This window comes from Arthrobacter sp. C2 (genome assembly GCA_024207135.1).
Lineage (GTDB): Bacteria > Actinomycetota > Actinomycetes > Actinomycetales > Micrococcaceae > Paeniglutamicibacter.
Map to the genome: position 1 here is coordinate 1,107,406 of CP042428.1, position 19,781 is coordinate 1,127,186.

Below are 19,781 nucleotides of genomic sequence, written 5' to 3' on the forward strand. Positions count from 1 at the left end.
ACTCGATGGCGTAGGTCAAGCCCGGCATGCAGGTATTTTCATCACGAATGTTAGGAGCTGACCCCTTGAAGAGTCTTTTGGCCATTGATTCATGGCCTTCGACACACGCGGCCTCCGCCGTTGTTGCCGCGGACGGAACGATCTTGGGATCGCATGGCGATGCGGATCATCGCTATGCGCTGGCCTCGGTGACCAAGTTGCTCAGTTCCTATGCGTTTCTGGTGGCCTTGGAAGAGGGTGCCTTCGAGCTTGACACCCCGGCCGGCCCCGAGGGGTCCACGGTCAAGCATCTCTTGGCACACACCTCCGGCTACGACTTTGCCGAACGCGAGGTGCGCTTTGCCCCCGGCGCTCGACGGCTGTATTCGAATGTCGGCTTCGAGGTGCTTGCAGAGACCCTGGAACAGGCCACGGAAATGAGCTTCGCCGACTATCTGGGTGAGGCGGTCCTGCAGCCCCTGGGCATGGATTCAACCTCCCTGGACGGCAGCGCAGCCGCGGATGGCATCTCCACACTGGGCGACCTGGTGCAATTCGCAACCGAATTGCACAGTCCCACACTCTTGGACGTGCAAACCCATTCCCAAGCCACACACGTGGTGTTCCCAGGCCTTTCCGGGATCCTGCCGGGTTACGGGCGCCAAAAGGACAATACCTGGGGGCTGGGTTTCGAGATACGTTCCGCGAAGTCCCCGCACTGGACCGGTCTGCTCAATTCACCTGCGACCTACGGACACTTTGGCCAGGCCGGCACGTTCCTGTGGGTGGATCCAGCGTTGGACGCCGCCTGCGTGACGTTGTCGGACAAGCCCTTCGGTCCGTGGGCCGTCGAGGCGTGGACACCGTTCAACGACGCGGTTGTCTCCGAGATCAGGGGTCGGTAGAGATTCAGCCCCGCTGGGCGGTCAGTCTAGCGGGGTTTGCGCTGGCACCGAGGGCAGCTGTAGGAAGATCGCCCCATGAACGGGTCGCGACGAATCAGCGACACAAGGTCCTGCTCGGCACAGCGCAAGCACTCCTTACCTTCGCGACCATAGGCATTCAAAGACCTGTCAAAATATCCGGAAGCTCCGTTGACATTGACGTAGAGCGCGTCGAAGCTGGTGCCGCCCGCGTCCAGGGCCCTGCCCATGACGTCGACAAGCGCGGCATGAAGCCTGGCAACGTCCGGGCGGCGGATCGTTGCCGTGGAGCGCAGCCCATGGAGCTTGGCGGCCCACAGCGCCTCGTCGGCGTAGATGTTGCCGACACCGGAGATCACCTGTTGGTCGAGTATGGCCCGCTTGAGCTGTGTGTTTTTCTTGCGCAGGGCTTGATGGAGCGTCTCTGGATTGGACGCCGGGTCCAGCACATCCCGAGCGATGTGTGCGGCAGCCTCCGGGATAAAAGGATCCTCGGACCCCACTCCACCGGGGAATTGGTCACCGGTTTGCACCATGGGCGAGAGAAACATGCCACCAAAGATCCTTTGGTCAATGAAGCGCAACTGGCCGGGCTTGTTGGACTCTCCAGAGAGTTCGAGGCGCACCTTGAGATGCTTTTCATCCGGCGCGGCGGGTTCCTCCACCAGAAGCTGTCCGCTCATGCCCAGATGCGCCACCAAGGCACTGGGGATGGACAAGCCCTCCAACGGCATCCAGAGGAACTTTCCACGGCGCACGGCAGCTGCGATGCGTGCGTGGGTGAGGGTCGCGGCGAAGTTGGATGGACCGTCCACGTGTCGTCGAACGGAGCGTGGATCGACGACCTGGACCGATTCGATGGTGCGGCCAACGACCCAGTCATCCAGGCCGCGCCGCACCACCTCTACTTCAGGCAGCTCTGGCATTGCCTATTTGGCTTCGGTGGAATCGTCATGTGGGCGAACCATCTTCCACGACACTGCTGCGGATTCCTGTTCGGCTTCCTTCTTTGAAGGTCCGGTTCCGGCGCCGTAGGCAGTTCCGCCGATGTGCAGCACTGCTTGGTACGTGCGTTGGTGGTCAGGGCCGGAACCCGTGACCCGGTACTCGATATTGCCCAACTTTTTGGCTGCGGCAATCTCTTGGATGGCCGTCTTCCAGTCGGTGCCGGCGCCCAAGACGTCCACGTCGTGCAGCAGCGGCAGGATCAGGCGCATGACCATTTGTCGGGCAACTTCAATGCCGTGGTTCAGGAACGTGGCGCCGATGAGTGATTCCATGGTGTCGGCAAGTATGGACGACTTGTCCTTGCCATTGGTAAGAATCTCGCCTTGGCCCAGAAGGATGAACTCCCCCACGCCCAGGGAACGGGCTATACCCGCCAGGGCACGGGTACTGACCACTGCGGAGCGACGCTTGGCCAGATCGCCTTCGGGCAGGTCCGGGTAGTTCTTGTAGAGATGGTCGGTGACGGCATAGCCGAGGACCGAATCCCCCAGGAACTCGAGGCGTTCGTTGGTGGGGATGCCACCATGCTCGTAGGCGTAAGAACGGTGTGTGAGGGCAAGACGAAGCGTCTCGGGGTCAATATTGACCCCGAGACGCTTCAAAAGCTCTTCTGTTGAAGGCATCAGACAGACTTACGCGTCTGCGACCTTGCGACCCTTGTATTCAAGGAACAGCTCGGTGCCTGCGGAATCCGTGACAACCTTTGCCTGGTGCGGCAGGCTGTAGGTGACGCGACCATTTTCCATGGTCTTCACCAGGGTAGGCGCGGTTGCCTTCCACTGGGCGCGACGGGCGCGAGTGTTTGAGCGGGACATCTTCCTCTTCGGGACAGCCACGGCTACTTCTCTTCTCTCTCGACTGAATGTGTACTCTGTGTCGCGTCCTCTGCGACGATGTCGGTCAGCCCGGCAAGCGCTGCCCAACGAGGATCCAAGACCTCATGGTGATGCTCAGGATCCTCATTCAGGCTTTTTCCACATTCGGAGCAAAGCCCTGCACAGTCTTCCCGGCATACCGGTTGGAACGGCAGCGCGGTCACCACTGCATTCCGGAGCACAGGTTCGAGATCGATGCGATCATCTACAACCTGGTACTGGTCAAGCTCTTCTTCTTCGGTGAACTCGTGTAAGCCCTCGTAGTAGAAAAGTTCTTGAATGTCGGCATCGAAGTCATACGCGATGGCTTCCAAGCACCGGCCGCATTCACCGTCGATTTCGACGGTGGCGATTCCGGAAACCAGAATACCCTCGTGCACGGCTTCGAATCTCAGATCAAGGTCAATCTCTGACCCTTCACGGACTCCGATGAGTGCAACACCGATTTCAGCCGGTGCGGCGACCACCTCATCAAGGGTCGTCATGTTTCCCGGGCTGCGCCCGAGATCCTTGGTTAGAAAAACCAAGGGCGAACTGCGATCGATGCCGTGTGACGACGAACGATCTGAACGCTTTTCGCTAATGATGACTCCTGTAGAACATAGACCGACATTACATCTTAGCCTGATCGAACATGAGATCCCAAACGAACCAGCCATGCCCGCGGCACTTTGTAACACAACCCACACTCGCGCACCACGCGGCTCCAAAACCTCAAAGGCCAAACGTCTATGCTACTTGAATGCGTCAAGTCAGCACTCTCAAGTCGGCCCTCCTGCCAGTGGTATCCCGGATTCGCTCGGCAGCGGCCGAACCCACGGTGCGCAAATCATTGGCATTGCAAGCACCTATGCCTGCCAAGATCCCCTTCGTGGCGTATTTCTCGGATGCCCCCCAGGGCTTGTACCAACTCGAGCAGTGGATTCAGCCGCTGTCGGAGCTTTCCCGGGCAGCTGGCCCAGTTGCCCTGCTCGTAGCCAACTCACTGACAGCACTTCAGCTACGGAAACTTACGGACATGCCAATAGTGTTGGCCACATCATCCGCGGCGTTGGAGGGATTCGTGGCAAATCAAATGGTGGATGTGATCTTCTACGTCAACAACAACCAAGCCAATTTCACAACTTTGCGGCTCAACGGCCCAATACACGTCCACTTGAGCCATGGTGAAAGCGAGAAGTCGTCGATGACTTCCAATCAGCTCAAGGCCTACGACTACTGCTTCATTGCCGGCCAGGCTTCCGAAGACCGGCTCGTCTCCACGATCCCACGATTCGATGCAACGAAGCTCGTTCACATTGGCCGCCCGCAGCTTGACACCGCGGCGGCCAAGGTTCCCGCTGCACCAGCCGAGGGGAAGCCCATATCGATTCTGTACGCACCGACGTGGGAAGGCGACAGCCCCACCATGGCGTACGGCTCCCTGGCCCAGTTGGGAGCAAACCTGGCAAGCCTGGTTCTAGAGGATCCCCGTTTTCGGCTTGTTTATCGCCCGCACCCCAAGCTCGGCTCGTTGTCACAGGAACATCGATCGGCGCACAGGAAGCTCCGTGACGCAATCAAGCTGCGTTCCCACCCTCACTCGCTTCAATCCCCCCTGCTCGATGAGAACATCAATCCCGTCGATTCCATCAATCAGGCGGACCTCGTAGTCACCGATGTGTCCGCCATGGCCATGGACGCCATCGGGCTTAGCAAGCGCACATTGATCCTGGTACCTGCCGCAATCCCGGATTCGTTAACCCGAGATTCGGAAATGCTGCAATCAACGAGCCACTGGCGTGCACTGCCCGAACAACCCCTCGAGCAAATGCTGCGGCTGGCCTCAAGCGAGCTGACGGAAACCCAGCGAAATTTCCGGAGCCGTGTCTTTGGCTCCGAAGATCTGGGCACCGGCACCGAACGTTTCATCTCCGCTTCGCTTCAGCTTCTTTGTTAGCCGTTGAGAGTAATGCTCAATTCCCTTCGGCCTGCCACATCGGGTCGGTCGTAGAATGCCCGATATGCTGTAAGCATGGCCAAACGAACGACCCATGCACAGCTGCCTGACGGCGACTGCTATTCGAGCATCCTAAAATTTTTCGATAATTTACGGTTGTAGTCCTTGAATGATACGCAGCCACGGAGGCCGGCAAATAGGTCTAAGTTGAAGATCCTTCCCGAACATTGGTCGCACTCAGGGGAGCCCGAGTCCCACTCGTTGCGCACCAGCGATTCGCCGGTCAAGCTCCTGCCGTTCGCTTGCGTGTGTGCAGCGAAGGGCCGCTACTTGGAAGCAGATTCGATTCCCTTGACGCTTCATTGATCGAGATTTCAATAGCAGCGCGAGTATGCGCATGTTGTGTCGTGCACCAACAGCGATGCCCGCCATTCAGCTGTTCGCCTGTCCGGGCATGAGACGCTTATTAACACCACAACCCTGGTTCGCAGCAATTGCTCCAGGGAAGGAACAAGCAGTTTAGGAACCACCCACATTGTCTAGCCCATCGGTGAACACTTCCCTGGCGCGTAAGCAGACCGTATTTCGGTTGAGGTCCATTTTGGCAATCAGCCTGGTCGTGGCATTGCTTGCCACGACCTCCTTCACCCTGCTCAGGGACTCCGCGGACCATTCATGGAACTGGCTGTTGTTTTCTTCCTGGCTGGCCGTCTGCGCCCTGATCTTGTTGATCCCGAAGTTCTCGCCGATACCGGCGTTGGCCAAGTTCACCCCGGTGCGTGTGGGTTTCCTGACGCTCGTCGGTGCCTTGACCGCCTCGCGTGCGGAGTCCGTCACGGAAATCGTGTTTGCCGCCCTGGCCATCGTCGTTGGACTGGTGTCCATCGCCGGGGAGCAACTGCTGCGCCGCATCGGCCTTGGAGGCGGCCACGCCGTCCTCAACCTCCCGGGAACCGAGCCGGCAACCAGGGTGCTGCGGATGAACAAGTCCATCATCTTCGGCCAACTGCTCTTCCTGGGCCTTGGTGTGGTCGTTGCCACCACCTCGCTGTCAGCACTGTGGTGGATGCTCGGCGGCATGCTGGTCGTCTGTCTCGCCGGGATCCGTGCCGTCAGTGTGATTCGCCGTCGCAGGGCGAACAACCGGACCGAGAAGTCCATCAACGACTTGGTCGCTGACTACGCACCCGAATTCGCCATCTACACAGCCCGGCCCGACGACGCCTCCTACCAGGTCGCCATGTGGTTGCCGTACCTGCAGCGCACCGGCAAGAAATTCATTGTCATCACCCGCGCAGAGACCCCCAGTCTGGCCCTGGCGCAGATCACAGATGCACCGGTGATCATGCGCAAGCGCCTGGCCGGACTGGATGACTTGATCGTCCCGTCCCTGACCACAGTGTTCTATGTCAACGCATCCTCCGGCAACGGCGCGATGGTGCGCTACAACCAGCTGACCCATGTCTATCTGGGGCACGGGGATTCGGACAAGGCCCCCTCGTACAATCCGACCCATGCCATGTACGACAAGATCTACGCGGCAGGACCGGCCGCCACCAGGCGCTACGGCGATCACGGCGTGGTCGTCGATGCCGGAAAATTCGAGATCGTTGGACGCCCGCAGCTCGAGTTCGTCAAGGTGGCGCCACGGGGCGTGCCAGAGTACGCCACGGTCCTCTACGCCCCGACCTGGCGCGGACACGTGGACGAGACATTCCTCCACTCCATCCCGGTTGCTACCGGAATCGTCGAGTCGCTGCTTCGCACCGGCAGCACAGTGATCTTCCGTCCCCACCCCTTCAGCTACCACTTCGAGGAGGACGCGGCGATCATCGCCCGTGTCCAGGAGATGCTGGCCGCAGATGCGGCAAGCACTGGCCGCAAGCACCTTTGGGGTGCGGAAGCCGAATCCGATCTCGACATCATCGGCTGCATGAATGCCTCCGATGCCATGGTTTCGGACGTCTCTAGCGTCGTTTCGGATTACCTCTACTCGGCCAAGCCGTTTGCCATGGTCGCGGTCAACGTGCCGATTGCTGAATTTGCCTCGGAGTTCCCGATTGCCCGTGCGGCCTACGTCTTTGATTCTTCGCTGGAGGGCATGGACGAAGCGATCATCTCGATGCTCGGCAGCGACCCCATGTACAACCAACGCCTGGAACTGCGCACCGATTACCTGGGTGACTTCCCGCAGGAGGAATACGCCCAGGGGTTCATCCAAGCCGCCTCGCGCACCATCGAACTCGGCGCAGCTTCAGGTGACGAACCGGCGGAATTCGCCGAGGACGAGGACGAGGCGGCCTCCGGAGCGGAAGATTCCGACAGCCTGCCCGACGAGGCTCCGGAAACCGACGATGAAATCGCTGTCACCGACATCGAAACCGAAGCGGCCGGCCGCAGGGCGAGGGCCAAGCAACGCCGGCTCAAGAACGCACTGATGCGCGTCGCCAAGCAGGTCCTGCCGAACATCCTGGCTGCCCTGGCCCTGACCGCGGCAGCCGTCACCGATATTTCCAGCCCGTGGTTCATTATCCCGGCTACCTTGGCGATCGCGTTCTGCGTGTACGTCAACAGGCGTGGCTTCCGAAGCCAAACCCGGATGAACCAGGCTTTGGGCGCCTTCGCACCGGCCCGGGCAACGGTTGCCGCCACATTGTCCATCGGGTTGCTGGGATACGGTCACAGCGTGGCTTCGGCCATCGGCGCGGCCCTGGTGTTCCTCGGTGTCGCATTGGAAGGCCAAGCCGTGGCGGTGTGGCGGGCCGACGGCCTGCAATCTCGCAACCTCCCGGGCACCGAAAAGGCAAAGCCGTTGCCCTTCGCACGCGGCTGGGCCGCGATGGGTGGCAGCCTTATGCTCTTGGCCATGATCGTTGCAACGTACCTCGCTCCCGATCTTGGCTACCTTTACCTTGTCTTCGGCATTCTCTCCTTCGGCGTCACCGCCTTTGTTCTGATCGCCGGATTGCGCCGCCGCTACATCAACCAGGTGCTCGAGGCTCAGCTGCCCGAGCTGCTGGCCGAAGTCGCACCCCGCTTCGTTGTCTACTTCGGATCCAATATCGGGGTTTCCTACCAGCTTGGGATGTGGGTTCCGTACCTGGACCGCATCGGGGTTCCCTATATCGTGGTGACCCGCGACCTGAAAATGATGCGTGCCGCGGCCAAGGTCACTGCGGCGCCGGTCATCTATCGGCGCACCCTGGCCTCGGTGGAGACCGTGTTGGTCCCGGGGCTGACCACTGCCTTCTACGTCAACAATGCCGTGAAGAACACCCACCTGATCGAGCGGCGCGAACTTCACCATATTTGGCTTAACCATGGCGACTCGGAAAAACCGGCATGCTTCAACCCGGTCCACGCAATCTACGATGAAATCTTCTCCGCAGGACAGGCCGGCATTGACCGCTATGCCCGCCACGGCGTACACATTCCGCTGGAAAAGTTTTCCGTGGTGGGTCGTCCCCAGGTCGAGGACATTGCGCAGGGCACCGTTGGTGTCGCACCTCAGACAGTCCTCTATGCCCCCACCTGGCGTGGTCCGTACGCGGATTCGGCGGTCTATTCACTGCCCATGGGCGAACAAATCGTCGCCGGTCTGCTGGAGCGCGGTTGCACGGTCATCTTCCGTGCCCACCCGTTCAATTACAACTTCCCCGATGCTCGACGCATGATCCGCCAAGTCATAGACCTGCTGCGCGCGGATGCCGAGGTGTCAGGTCGCCAGCATGTCTTTGGGGCGGCCGCTGAAAAGGAGATGTCCTTCGTTGAGTGCTTCAACGCCTGCGACGCCATGATTTCTGATGTCTCCGCCATGGTCTCGGATTTCTTGTATTCCACCAAGCCGTTCGCGGTGGTCGCGGTGACCACCGACGAAGCCGGTTTGCATGAAACGATGCCTGCCACCACCAGCGGCTACGTCCTAGAGGGCTCGATGGAAAACTACAACGAGGTGTTGGACAAGCTGCTGGGCGACGATCCGTTGTTCCCGGTGCGTGCGGCGGTCAAGAAATACTACCTGGGCCCATTCGAATCGAACGGTTACGCCGACGCATTCCTGGATACCGCCCGCCAGAGGATAGCGTCCAGCCCAGGAGTGTTGGTCCAATGAAAACACTGAAGCATGCCCTCGGCGCAACCCTCTTGGGATTGTTGTACACACTGCCTTTGGCCGCACTCCAGTGCTTCGTGTTCTGGACCGTGCATCAATCTATTCCACAAACAATTCTGGCATTCTGCCTGTGGTTCGTGGCATTGGCACCTGTACCTGGCCTGCGTGTCCTGTCATCATTCCCCGGCATCCCGGTGGCCCACGGGCTGGGCCTGTCCAAGGTCCCCGATTTCCATCAGATGGCTCGATACTTGACCATTGGCATTGGCGTCCTCAGCCTCTTGGGCGCGGTGGTCCTCTTTTGGGAGGACTCATCCCTGCTGCATTTGGCAGCAGCGTTTGCCTCCACGCTGCTGACGCTAGTTCTCGGTGTAAGGATCCTGCTCGGCCTTCGGGGTATATCTTCCCGGAAGAACGAACTCAAGGCAGCAATCGCCAAACTGGCACCCGACGGCATCATCTACACCGGTCGCAGCGACGGCGGCACGTACCAGATTCGGCAATGGCTTCCCACCATTCAGGCCGTGCTGCCAAACGTCCTGATCGTCACCCGGGATCCGAGCGCCGCAGATACCCTTGCCGGGGCGCTGCCGGCCGGTACCCCGATCGTGACCTGCCGCGAAAACGCCGACCTCGACATGGCAATGCACAGCGGCGCGCAAATCGTGTTCTACGTGAACTCCGTTGGCAGCAACTCGACGCTGGTCAACTACAGATCGCTCCATCATGTTTACCTGGGGCACGGTGATTCGGACAAGGAAATATCCGCCCATCCGGTGCATCGCATGTACGATTCGATATTTGTCTCGGGTTGGGCTGCCATCGACAGGTACGCCGCTGCAAACGTCTCACTCGATCGCGGCCAAGCCGTGTTGGTGGGCCGGCCCCAGTTGGCCGAGCTGATACCCGAGCTTGAAGCGCGGCACATCAAGACGATGCTCTACGCGCCCACATGGTCGGGCTACAACATGGCTTCTTCGCTTAGTTCCCTGGATCGCGCCGAACCGTTCATCCAGGACTGCCTGGCCAGGGGCTTGCGGATTATTTTTCGCCCGCATCCGTTCAGCCTCGACCGCGGATTAGATGCGAAGCATGTTGCGGTCATAGACGCCCTCTTGCAGAGAAACGGCTCGAAGCATGTGGGTTCACGGCAGGCGTCGATGAAATCCTTGTACGAGCTTTTCAACGAGTCTGATGCCTTGGCAACGGATATTTCCAGCATCGTCGTCGACTACTTACCGACCCACAAGCCGATGGCGATCCTCACGGAAACTGATGACATGGCGGAGTACCGACGCCTATTCCCGACCTCGGCAAGCGCCTATCTGGCTTCCTCCCCCGATTCTCCGGGATGGCAGCAGATGTTTGAGTCCGATTCCATGTCCGCAAAACGGCAAGAACTGGCCGAGTACTATGTATCGGACACAACAGCCAATAGTTTTGACTTCGCCATTGAGGCAATCTTGGCCCGCATGGCCTCAAAGTCGTACCAACAAGAAGCTCCGGCCCTACCCGACGGTCGAAGCAGAGCTTGACAGGGAATAGACGGATGGCTGGCCCCCACGGGGGGCCAGCCATCCGTCTATTCGGCGCGTGTCTGGTCGAAGATGCCTAGATTTCTTCGTGGGCGAGGAATGAAGCCGGCGACAATGGATCGTCACGCCGAACGTCAATCACGTGGCCCGTACGGCTGCCCACCAGCGTCTCAAGGGAAGCCCTCGCTACGGTCACTGATTCAAGCAAAGTGCCCGGATCCTCCGCGCCAAATGCCTTGGTGCGCATGGGCGTCGCCGTGCGTTCAGGATTCACGCAGTTGACGCGGATTCCCTCATGCGCCCATTCGTCCGCCAACGCTTGGGTGAGGTTGACGGTGGCGGCCTTTGCCGAGCTGTAAAGGCTGTAGCCCGAACGCCCACGGGTGTATGAGCTGGAGGTGAACAGCAGAAGGGATCCCTGCGACTCGGCCAGGGCATCGTGGAAGGTCTGCGCAATGAAGACGGGGCCAAGATAGTTGATCTCTGTGGCTTGATAAATCGACTCATCGCTTTCCTCGCACAGAAGACCGCGGGGCAAAACCCCTGCGGTATTCACCACGAAGTCAACACGGCCAAGTTCGGCCAGAACCGATTCCCGTGCCTTAACCACATCGTCGCGGCGATCCACATGGGTCTTGGTAGACGAGCGCGAGAAACTCCGCACAATGCAACCGTGCATCTCAGCCATCTGGGCGACATCGTGACCGATACCGTAGGAACCACCAAACACGACCATGACCTTGCCGCTTAAGGCCGCAGTAAGCGTCGTATCCTCGAGGATGCGACGGCCGTCGTCGTTGTAGAGCTGGAAAAGCTTGTCAGCGATGTAGATGTCTATCGGTTCGGTGACCTTCATGTTGCGTTCTTCGCCTTGGACCACGCCGATCGGCACGGCTGGCGAATACTTCAACACCACGCTGCAGTCATCGGTGGCCGCGAATTTCGGGTCCTCGTTGGCTCCAACGTAGGCGTTGCGCAACGTTGTGAGCCTGAAGGCCTGGGGCGTTTGACCTCGGCGCAGTGCGGCTCGCGGAGGAACGTTGCTGATTTCAGGTAGAGATCCTGTGCCCTGGACGACCTCGATAATGGTATCGGCCGAAGGAATGGCAACGTCAACGGCTTGATACTCATCCAAGGCTGCCACGACGTCTGTCAACACACGCTGGGACAGAAGTGGTCGAACAGCATCGTGCAAAATAACGTTGCACTCTTCGTCGCCAAGAGCGGCCAATGCTGCCTGCGTTGTGTCGTTTCGGGTGCCCGAGCCTTCCAGCACGCGAGTGACTTTTGAGAAGCCGTTGGACTTCACGATTTCACGTACCCGATCCAGGTAGCCGGGCTTCATCATCACAACGATTTCATCGATGCAATCACTTTCCTGAAATATGGCCAGTGTATGTTCGATGATGGGCCTACCAGCAATCTTAATGAGTTGCTTGGGAATATCGAGGCCGACTCGTTCGCCTACTCCACCTGCCAGGATCACACCAATATTGCGCATGGGTTTGTTGGTACCTCTCGACGTTCAATGAGCCGAATACAGCCCAACCAAGATTATCAGTCGGCACCGAAGCGGCATTGCTTCTAATTGTGATGGCTGCGCGGCATTTGCCCAGCCATGGGCTTCCTAGCTGAGTTCCTTCACGATCTGGCTCAGGCTATCCAAGGTGTCCTTGAGCTTAGCAACGTGCCGTTCATCGAAGGCGCTCAGAACGCGTTTGAGTTCGGTGGTGGATATACCGGATGTCCGCGGAAGATACACGACCTCGACCTTGTCTTCCAGGTCGTCAAATTTGCCCTTCCAGTCCTCACCGATACCGAAAACGTCGACGTCGTACTTGGCAATATCCAGACGTTTTTGGTCCCAGTTGTCTTCCGGGATTGCCTCGTCAACGTATTGGATGGACCTTACGATCTCGATTCGCTGTTCAAAGGGGACAATCGGTTTCTTGCCCTTGATCGCATTGAATTCATCCGTGGATACGCCGACGATCAACCGATCGCCTTTTTCCTTCAGGCGCTTGAGGATGTTCAGGTGTCCAATGTGGAAAAGATCGAAAGTGCCATAGGTCAGGACGGTCTTTGTCATGTTCAGCTCCAATAACTGCATTGATGTGCCAGGAAGCGCCAAGCGCGAAAGTCTTAGATAACAGGTGGTCGGCCGGCCAACAGCATCCTTAGATGAGTCGACCATTTAAGTTTAGGGCGTGGTGTTGAATACCAAGGGTCCTCGCGCCATCCGGCGAGCCATCCACCGAAGTATTGGCGCACAGCACCGGGTTCCTTGCGCAACCGTGCAGTCTCAAGCAGCGCCCAACTGGAAACATACAACCAGCTGAAGGGCCAGTGAAGATTACGTTTGGCTAACCAGACTCGGTTTCGAGCATTGAGCCGGTAAAAGTCCTCGTGTCGGCGTGGATCGACGACAGGATGGCCGATCCTCATGTCTCCGGCGTACCAAACGTGGTGGCCTGTGTCCCAGACCCGCCAAGCAAGCTCGATTCCTTCGTGGGCGTACCAGAATCCGCCTGCCCATCCCCCGGTTTCCTCGAAAATATAGCGTGGCATCATCAAGCAGGTTTCACCCACATGGAAGACGCGACTGGAGACCTCGGCAGTTCGCTTGTTCAATCGCGGAATCCACCGAGTGGGATCATCGTCTCGTCCGGGGTCCGTGATCCTTGGTTGAAGCAATCCCATTTTTGAGTGCCGCTTGAATCGGGAAATGGCCTCATGCAGGAAATCGTGATCGAGAAACCAAGAGTCGTCGTCGAGGAAGCACAGGTACTCCCCCGAAACCAGCGGGACTCCCGCATTTCTTCCGGCGGGGATTCCCAAGTTTTCCTCAAGGAAATGCGCCTTCACGTTGGATGGCAATCCCACTGGATCCCACCCGTTTCCCACAACAACTACGTCGAGCGCAACATCGCGTTGTCTAAGCAGGCTCTGGAGTGCCCGGTCCAACTCTTCGGGACGATTTCCCATGGTGAGCACAACGACGCCAACGGAAGGCAAGTTTTCTGCTGACTGATTCAATGGATCACCGCAACCGCGATGAAGCCATGGTCGCGACAAAGTGCCCGAAGTTTACAAGGATCACTGCTGGCATAAGTATCCAGAGCATCCACTTTTCGGCGATGCCGGGAATGCCCACGATGGCCGAGACGATCGACAGGACGAGGATGAGAAGGCTAAGTTCCACTGCGTGGAGCATCTTGTGGAAAGGCAAGAAGCGCGAAGCAGAGCGAAGCTTACCAACCAGGCTGGTCTGCGACACCGCACGCGCCTCGGCAGTGTCAGGCAGCTTGCCCAGCCCGGCCATGCTTCGTGCTGCATGGACCATGAGGCTCTGCGAGCGGTTCAACACCAGGAACACCGAAAGGACCGCCGCGATAAAGAGCGTCGGCCATGCCTGTGCTGCATCGGCGCCTTGGGTTTGCAGCTCAAGAAATACCCGGTAGCCCAAGGCAATGGGAATCAGTGCCTCGGTGGTGTGGTGACCCACCATGTCGATGAAGATGCCGCGCGGCGACTGTGTACCCCGCCATCGAGCCACCTCGCCATCGCTGCAGTCGAAATAGAGCTGCACCTGCGACAGGACCACCGCCAATAGCGGCCCCCACACGCCGGGGATCAGCAGCGCTGCCGACATCAGCCATCCTGCCAGGATCATGATCCCGGTGACTCCGTTGGCGCTGATGCGTGTACGGACGAGGATGGCGGTCAAGTAGATGGAGATGTGGCGCAGGTAGAGTTCCGCGGTCCAGTGCTCGGCGTTGCGCCGGGCACGGACTTCGGGAGGCTGGCAGACCGCGCGCAGCTGCTCGAGCGTCGGGTTGCTGGGCCGGATGGTCTCGTTGTTCATGAACGCACCCGGCCCCGGTCCAAAGTGCCTTGGGCGCCAAGGATACGGCCCTTGACGAAACCAACCGCCCATGGGAAATGGATGGACGGGAAAACACCGAGCATCAAAAGTCTTTCCTTCAGGGTGGTGCGCTTACCGGTCATGGTTGCATAGACCACAAGCGCGGCATATCCCACCGGCGCGAGCTTGAGCAGGTTCAGTGCGATCCGCACAGCTGTAGGCGCCTCGGCAGTCAGCCAAGGGTCAATGATCCAGGCAATGGCACCCAGGGTGGTCCCGAGAACCATGACTGGCGGAAGATCGTGACGGATGGATTTTCCATCGGGGTAACGACGTGACAGTTCGCCCCGCCACACACCGGAAGCGTATGACTGGGCAGCAAGGGTCTTGTAGTTGTCGCGAGGGTAGTACCCGGTCTCGAGTTCGGGATCGAACCAGACCTTGTATCCGGCCTGGCGGATGCGCAGGCAAAGCTCCCAGTCCTGGGCGCGGTGAAGTGACTCGTCGTAGTAGCCGACCTCCTCGAAGACCTCGCGTCGAAAGATGCCAAGGTAGGCCGACTCGGCGGGCCCTTCCGGAGCGCCGCTGTGGTAGGCGGCCCCGCCCAGTCCCCAGGGGGAGTGGTAAGCGGCGGCAACAGCCCGTTGCAGAGGGTTCTTGCCCCGTGCATCCATGAGCCCACCTACATCGTGTGCGTCAACACGGAAGAGGGTTTCGATGCCGCGCGCAGTGTATCCGGGTGCCAATTCGCTGTGGGCATCCACGCGCACCACGATCGGATATTTTGAAGCAGCGATAGCTAGGTTCAACCCAATAGGTGTGCGACCCTGAGGATTCAGGACAAGCTTGACCCTTGCATCCTCTGTAGCCAAGTTTGCGGCGACATCATCCGTCGAATCAACGCTGGGCCCTAGGGCGAGAACAATCTCCTTCTCGCCGGCATAGTCCTGGTCAAGGATGCTGGCCACGGCATCGCGCAGGTAATCGGCTTCATTGAGAACCGGCATTACATAGGAAACGCCCAAAATCTTTGTAGCAGTCACTTCTTCTTCGCCTTGTAGGCATCGACAACGGTCTTGGAGTCCCCGTCCATCATCAAGACGCCCTTCTCAATCCAGATCACCCTGTTGCAGGTATCCAGGATGGAGTTCATCGAATGGGAGACCAAGAATATGGTTCCTGCGTTCTCCCGGATTTCTCGGATCTTGGCCTCGCTTCGCTTGCGGAAGCGGGCGTCACCAACCGCCAACGCCTCATCAACGATGAGGATGTCGTGCTGCTTGGAGGCAGCGATGGCAAACTTCAGTCGGGCCGACATGCCGGAGCTGTAGGTGCGCATGGGCAGGTCAATGAATTCCTCGAGTTCCGCGAACTTGGTGATGTCTTCGCGCATCTCATTGATTTCCTGGCGATTGTAACCGAGCGCCAGGCCGCCAAGCATGATGTTCTTGTCACCGGAGAGGTCAGGAATCAATGCCGCGCCAACGCCCAGCATATTTGGACGCGAGGAAGCATAGACCGATCCCTCTGCGGGCGTGGTGAGACCCGTAATGGTACGCATCAGCGTTGATTTGCCTGAACCGTTCGAGCCAATCACGCCAATGGATTCATTTTCGTAGGCCACGAAAGAGACACCCTTGACGGCATGGACTTCTCGGATGCCACGAGTTGAAGATTGCAGAAGGCGTTTGGCCCCCGCTGCACCCGCAGATTTGCCACTCGAATAGACCTGGTACTTGACGTGAAGGTTATCGACAATGACGACGGGGGTACGTGTCTCGTCAAATTCCATCGATTGATTGGAAGATGGGGAATCGGCCGGCACATCGTAGACGGGCTCAGGCTCGAACCTGCCGTGCAGCCGGGGATTGATCAGATCATCGAAACTAGTCAACTCGACCATAGCGCTCCTCGGCAGCCCAGAAATAGATGGTGCCTCCAACAAGGGCAACGACTGCCCAGACTGACAAAACGATCCAGTAGAACGACGGATATTCCACACCGTTCATGATGGAACCGCGGGCAATTTGCAACGCTTGGTAGAGCGGATGGAAGTCAAACATACGCACCAGGACCGGGAATGCATTCAAGATGCGGTCGACTCCGAACAGTACGCCTGAGGTGTAGAAGAGAATTCTGGTGATCAACGGGAGGATTTGGGTGAAGTCGCGAACATGCACGGTGAGCCTGGCACAGACAAGGGCCATGCCTGTATTGAACATGGTGAAGATGATCAGCAATGGAATGATCATTAGCCAGCTCAGCTTTGGAGTTGTTCCTAGGATCATGCAGTAAATGAACATGACACCTAGCATCGGCACCAGCGTCAGGAACTGTTGAATTACCGATGCGATGGGCAAAGTGATTCGGGGGAAGGAAAGAGACTGAACCAAGGCTGCATTGCCCGTGATCGATTTCGCTCCTGAGTTGACAGAACCGGTGAAGAATTCAAAGAGGAAGACGCCGATGACAACATAGACCGGGAAGTCGTGCGGCTTGCTTGCTTGCAGGAGCCCAAAAATGGCCCCGTACATAAGCGCGTTCATTGTCGGCTTGATGACAACCCAGAGCATGCCCAATCGATTGCGCTGGTTTGATGCATGGAGTCGACTTCTGGCCAGCTCAAACGCAAAGTCGCGTCTGGCCCACGCCTGCTTCAGATAGCTCACCAGGCTCGGACGAGCACCAACCCTGTTCAGGCCGTACTGCGCCGCATATTCGGCAGCTGTCATAGTTTTCGTTACCTCGTTGATCACGGTATTCCCGTCGGCTTTGGCCGGCGAACCTCTTGAAGTCTAGTAGATGCACATGCTGAAGACCGATTGGCATCGACGCTTATCACGATGTGTGATCTATGCATCACTTCTCAATGCTCTAAATTTGCACTGTCCAAATAGGCCTTGAAGGTGTCGGTTCGAAGCGCCTTGCCTATTTCCTCGATGGCTTTTTCATCACGAAGTTCGATCGACTCCCCGCCAGGAGACATACTGCTTCCGGCTGTTGGCAACGTGAACATTTGGATTCCAGATGCTCGCAAGTCCTTCAACTGAAGTCCCAGTCCGGCGGCCGTTGCTGCATCAAAACCATCATCCAGCGAAAGATACGGGGAGATCTTGTCGATGACCTCATAGATCGTCGCCGGATTTGTCAGCGTGTTCTTGGAGAGCAACTCATTGATGACGGCCTTGATGAACTTCTGCTGGTTTTTCACGCGTTGGTAATCGCCGTCGACGAAGGGCTTTCGTTCGCGGACGAACCTCAGTGCCTGATTGCCCTTAAGCACGACATCACCGACAGGGTAAAAGTACTTTTTGTTGTCTGTCGAGTAGAACTCGATGTCATTGTGAACGGTGACTCCGCCAAGTGCGGTTGTGAGTTCCTTGAAGCCGTCGAAATCAATCATGGCTACATGGTCGATTTTGGTATCTAGCATGCCTTCGATTGTTTGAACCACAAGAGGGACTCCACCCAGTGCCATTGATGCATTGATCTTTTGCCGCCCATACCCGGGGATGTCGGTGTAGAGATCCCGCACGATTGACATCACGTATACGCCCTTGCGGTCCTCCGGAATGTGCATCAGCATCATCGAGTCTGACCGCTGATCCGTTCCACCGCCCTGAAGCAAGTCCGACGTCTCAGTGCCGTCCGCGCCGTGGTCGACGCCCAGCAACAGGAAATTCAAGGAACCATCATCGGGGTTCTTGATCGGGCGCAATTCCTCGTCGGGGAAGGCCTCTGCAATTACCTGCGTCTTGTTGTTGAATGTTTGGGCAAGACTACCCAGATACGTGCTGGCCACAACCGCCGCCACGACCACCACGGCGATCGCGCTCAAAAGCACGACCAGGCCGGTACGTTTTTTTCGACGAGCCAGCCGCCGCGGTAGGTAACCGCCCTTAAATTCTCTATTGTCAGTCAATCAAAGTCTCCATAAAACCGGAACGAGAAGCCTTGGACGACTCGAGGCAATGTTTCGGTCGACAACTTTCGCACAACCAAAGCAAGGCTAACCAACACCCCTGTGAGGATGCTGAGTTAGCCTTGCCAACTAAAAGAATCCTAGCGCCCGGCGACGAATTCCTTGAGCCATGGAAGGAGTTCCGGACCGATGTCCGGCCGCTCCGTTGCCAAAGAAATCACAGCCTGAAGGTAGCTCAGCTTGTCGCCAGTGTCATATCGCCGGCCCCGGAAGACGACGGCGTGAACGCCACTACCCGGGCCTTCTGCAACAGCCAAGGTTTCTAGCGCATCGGTCAACTGGATTTCATTTCCGCGCCCAGGCTTGGTCTCTTCCAAAACATCGAAAACACGCGGGTGAAGGACGTAACGTCCGATGACCGCGAGGTTTGACGGGGCATCCTCAACTGCGGGCTTTTCCACCAACCCGTTGACCTTGACGTAATCTTCGCCGTTTACGGCCGAGACATCAGCGCAACCGTAAGCGCTAATCTGTGCTGGATCCACTTCCATAAGCGCGATAACCGAACCACCGGTCTTCTCCTGCACGTCGATCATGATCGAGAGAAGCTCGTCCCGTTCGTCAATGAGGTCATCACCGAGCAGGACAGCGAAGGCCTCGTCTCCAACATGCTGTTTGGCGCAGAGCACGGCGTGTCCGAGACCCTTCGGGTCACGCTGTCGGATGTAGTGGATATCTCCCAGAGCCGTGGCGCCCTGCACCAGCTGCAATTTCTCGGTGTCGCCCTTGGCCTCGAGGGTCGCTTCGAGGGAAGGGACCCGGTCAAAGTGATCTTCCAGCGCCCGCTTGTTTCGCCCAGTGATCATCAGTACATCGGTAAGTCCGGCCTTTGATGCCTCGGCAACAACGTATTGAATGGCTGGCTGGTCAACGACGGGCAGCATTTCCTTGGGCATTGCCTTGGTCGCAGGAAGGAAACGCGTCCCCAAACCTGCCGCAGGAATAACGGCCTTAATTACACGCCTACTTTGAGTCATGCCTTCGACTTTACGTCATTCAATGCACAAACATCGAAACGCTTTAGACCTATTGCGAGCTGCTTCGCAGCCTCTTGAGCACAGTTCTCGGCAAGTAGTCCGCAACGTCCCCCCCAAGAGATTGGACTTCCTTCAACAGGGAGGAGGACAAATGCGTGTAGCGATTATCGGCGGCCAGAAACACTGTTTCCACACCGGTCAGGTGGCGGTTCATGACCGCCATGGGGGTTTCATACTGGTAGTCAACAGTGGACCGAAGTCCCTTGACGATCGCATCGGCCCCATGCAGCTTGCAAAAGTCGGCGAGCAGTCCGTCACCCATGGGCTCAACACTGACACCGCGCAGTCCCCCAATGGTTTCCCGAACCATTTCGAGGCGTTCCTCGGGTTCGAAAAGATATTTCTTGGCATAGTTGGTTGACACCGCCACGATGACCTCGTCAAAGAGGTTGCTGGCACGGGCAATGATCTCAACATGACCATTGTGGATGGGGTCAAAGGACCCGGGGCAGACGGCTCGACGCATACCTTGCAATCTATCAACTGGGCTATGGGCACAGTTGCTTCCGATGGTTTGATGACACAAC

Annotated in this window: 18 protein-coding genes; 4 read left to right on the forward strand and 14 right to left on the reverse strand. The window is 58.1% G+C overall.

What is annotated here, in order from left to right; all coding sequences use genetic code 11:
• Positions 1-65 precede the first annotated feature (65 nt).
• Positions 66-884 (forward strand): serine hydrolase domain-containing protein, encoded by an 819-nt coding sequence (locus FPY90_RS05170; RefSeq protein ID WP_498684226.1) that lies wholly within the window; start codon positions 66-68, stop codon positions 882-884.
• 26 nt (positions 885-910) lie between these two features.
• On the opposite strand, the gene mutM is transcribed toward FPY90_RS05170, so the two are convergent.
• From mutM to FPY90_RS05190, 4 genes are read right to left on the reverse strand one after another with little or no spacing between them, the layout of a single operon-like run.
• Positions 911-1,828 carry a bifunctional DNA-formamidopyrimidine glycosylase/DNA-(apurinic or apyrimidinic site) lyase gene (gene mutM, locus FPY90_RS05175; protein ID WP_498684228.1) on the reverse strand — a complete coding sequence of 306 codons (918 nt, stop codon included), beginning with the start codon at positions 1,826-1,828 and terminating at the stop codon, positions 911-913.
• Positions 1,829-1,831: 3 nt separating this feature from the next.
• A complete protein-coding gene (rnc, locus tag FPY90_RS05180) occupies positions 1,832-2,533 on the reverse strand; it encodes a ribonuclease III (protein WP_498684229.1) in 702 nt (233 codons plus the stop codon).
• A gap of 9 nt (positions 2,534-2,542) precedes the next feature.
• On the reverse strand, positions 2,543-2,746 hold the full coding sequence (gene rpmF, locus FPY90_RS05185) for a 50S ribosomal protein L32 (protein WP_007273166.1): 204 nt from the start codon (positions 2,744-2,746) through the stop codon (positions 2,543-2,545).
• 2 nt (positions 2,747-2,748) lie between these two features.
• Positions 2,749-3,312, reverse strand: a complete 564-nt coding sequence (locus tag FPY90_RS05190) for a YceD family protein (protein WP_083411287.1) — start codon at positions 3,310-3,312, stop codon at positions 2,749-2,751.
• A gap of 215 nt (positions 3,313-3,527) precedes the next feature.
• On the opposite strand from FPY90_RS05190, the gene FPY90_RS05195 reads away from it, so the two are divergent.
• From FPY90_RS05195 to FPY90_RS05205, 3 genes are all read left to right on the forward strand, one after another.
• Positions 3,528-4,724 carry a CDP-glycerol glycerophosphotransferase family protein gene (locus FPY90_RS05195; RefSeq protein WP_498684231.1) on the forward strand — a complete coding sequence of 399 codons (1,197 nt, stop codon included), beginning with the start codon at positions 3,528-3,530 and terminating at the stop codon, positions 4,722-4,724.
• A 619-nt stretch (positions 4,725-5,343) separates the two neighbouring features.
• Positions 5,344-8,835 (forward strand): CDP-glycerol glycerophosphotransferase family protein, encoded by a 3,492-nt coding sequence (locus tag FPY90_RS05200; RefSeq protein WP_498684233.1) that lies wholly within the window; start codon positions 5,344-5,346, stop codon positions 8,833-8,835.
• On the forward strand, positions 8,832-10,370 hold the full coding sequence (locus tag FPY90_RS05205; RefSeq protein WP_498684235.1) for a CDP-glycerol glycerophosphotransferase family protein: 1,539 nt from the start codon (positions 8,832-8,834) through the stop codon (positions 10,368-10,370). Before FPY90_RS05200 ends, FPY90_RS05205 begins: the two co-directional genes overlap by 4 nt.
• Before the next feature lie 76 nt (positions 10,371-10,446).
• Here the strand turns inward: FPY90_RS05205 and FPY90_RS05210 are convergent, their stop codons facing one another.
• The 10 genes from FPY90_RS05210 to coaD form a co-directional block, all read right to left on the reverse strand.
• Positions 10,447-11,871 (reverse strand): SDR family NAD(P)-dependent oxidoreductase, encoded by a 1,425-nt coding sequence (locus FPY90_RS05210; protein WP_498684236.1) that lies wholly within the window; start codon positions 11,869-11,871, stop codon positions 10,447-10,449.
• Between the two features lie 126 nt (positions 11,872-11,997).
• Positions 11,998-12,459, reverse strand: coding sequence for an FAD synthase family protein (locus tag FPY90_RS05215; RefSeq protein WP_498684237.1), 462 nt, complete (start codon positions 12,457-12,459; stop codon positions 11,998-12,000).
• Between the two features lie 53 nt (positions 12,460-12,512).
• Positions 12,513-13,355 carry a glycosyltransferase family 2 protein gene (locus tag FPY90_RS05220; protein ID WP_498685517.1) on the reverse strand — a complete coding sequence of 281 codons (843 nt, stop codon included), beginning with the start codon at positions 13,353-13,355 and terminating at the stop codon, positions 12,513-12,515.
• A 55-nt stretch (positions 13,356-13,410) separates the two neighbouring features.
• Complete coding sequence (locus tag FPY90_RS05225; RefSeq protein ID WP_498684238.1) at positions 13,411-14,235, reverse strand: CDP-alcohol phosphatidyltransferase family protein; 825 nt, start codon at positions 14,233-14,235, stop codon at positions 13,411-13,413.
• Positions 14,232-15,278: a glycosyltransferase family 2 protein gene (locus FPY90_RS05230; protein ID WP_498684239.1), complete on the reverse strand. Its 1,047-nt coding sequence runs from the start codon at positions 15,276-15,278 to the stop codon at positions 14,232-14,234. The genes FPY90_RS05225 and FPY90_RS05230 overlap by 4 nt, the downstream gene beginning before the upstream one ends.
• On the reverse strand, positions 15,275-16,138 hold the full coding sequence (locus tag FPY90_RS05235; protein WP_498684240.1) for an ABC transporter ATP-binding protein: 864 nt from the start codon (positions 16,136-16,138) through the stop codon (positions 15,275-15,277). The genes FPY90_RS05230 and FPY90_RS05235 overlap by 4 nt, the downstream gene beginning before the upstream one ends.
• Entirely contained in the window at positions 16,122-16,991 is an 870-nt protein-coding gene (locus FPY90_RS05240; RefSeq protein WP_498684243.1) for an ABC transporter permease, read from the reverse strand. Before FPY90_RS05240 ends, FPY90_RS05235 begins: the two co-directional genes overlap by 17 nt.
• Before the next feature lie 110 nt (positions 16,992-17,101).
• Positions 17,102-18,157, reverse strand: coding sequence for an LCP family protein (locus tag FPY90_RS05245; RefSeq protein WP_498684246.1), 1,056 nt, complete (start codon positions 18,155-18,157; stop codon positions 17,102-17,104).
• A 140-nt stretch (positions 18,158-18,297) separates the two neighbouring features.
• Positions 18,298-19,194 (reverse strand): UTP--glucose-1-phosphate uridylyltransferase GalU, encoded by an 897-nt coding sequence (galU, locus tag FPY90_RS05250; protein WP_498684248.1) that lies wholly within the window; start codon positions 19,192-19,194, stop codon positions 18,298-18,300.
• A 49-nt stretch (positions 19,195-19,243) separates the two neighbouring features.
• Positions 19,244-19,720, reverse strand: a complete 477-nt coding sequence (gene coaD, locus FPY90_RS05255; protein WP_498684250.1) for a pantetheine-phosphate adenylyltransferase — start codon at positions 19,718-19,720, stop codon at positions 19,244-19,246.
• Positions 19,721-19,781 lie beyond the last annotated feature (61 nt).

Bases quoted from the DNA above. Each gene is read 5' to 3' on its own strand.
- mutM (WP_498684228.1), bottom strand. From the start codon at position 1,828: ATGCCAGAGCTGCCTGAAGTAGAGGTGGTGCGGCGCGGCCTGGATGAC.
- FPY90_RS05215 (WP_498684237.1), bottom strand. From the start codon at position 12,459: ATGACAAAGACCGTCCTGACCTATGGCACTTTCGATCTTTTCCACATT.
- galU (WP_498684248.1), bottom strand. From the start codon at position 19,194: ATGACTCAAAGTAGGCGTGTAATTAAGGCCGTTATTCCTGCGGCAGGT.
- FPY90_RS05235 (WP_498684240.1), bottom strand. From the start codon at position 16,138: ATGGTCGAGTTGACTAGTTTCGATGATCTGATCAATCCCCGGCTGCAC.
- FPY90_RS05225 (WP_498684238.1), bottom strand. From the start codon at position 14,235: ATGAACAACGAGACCATCCGGCCCAGCAACCCGACGCTCGAGCAGCTG.
- FPY90_RS05205 (WP_498684235.1), top strand. From the start codon at position 8,832: ATGAAAACACTGAAGCATGCCCTCGGCGCAACCCTCTTGGGATTGTTG.
- coaD (WP_498684250.1), bottom strand. From the start codon at position 19,720: ATGCGTCGAGCCGTCTGCCCCGGGTCCTTTGACCCCATCCACAATGGT.
- rnc (WP_498684229.1), bottom strand. From the start codon at position 2,533: ATGCCTTCAACAGAAGAGCTTTTGAAGCGTCTCGGGGTCAATATTGAC.
- FPY90_RS05220 (WP_498685517.1), bottom strand. From the start codon at position 13,355: ATGGGAAATCGTCCCGAAGAGTTGGACCGGGCACTCCAGAGCCTGCTT.
- FPY90_RS05210 (WP_498684236.1), bottom strand. From the start codon at position 11,871: ATGCGCAATATTGGTGTGATCCTGGCAGGTGGAGTAGGCGAACGAGTC.
- FPY90_RS05195 (WP_498684231.1), top strand. From the start codon at position 3,528: ATGCGTCAAGTCAGCACTCTCAAGTCGGCCCTCCTGCCAGTGGTATCC.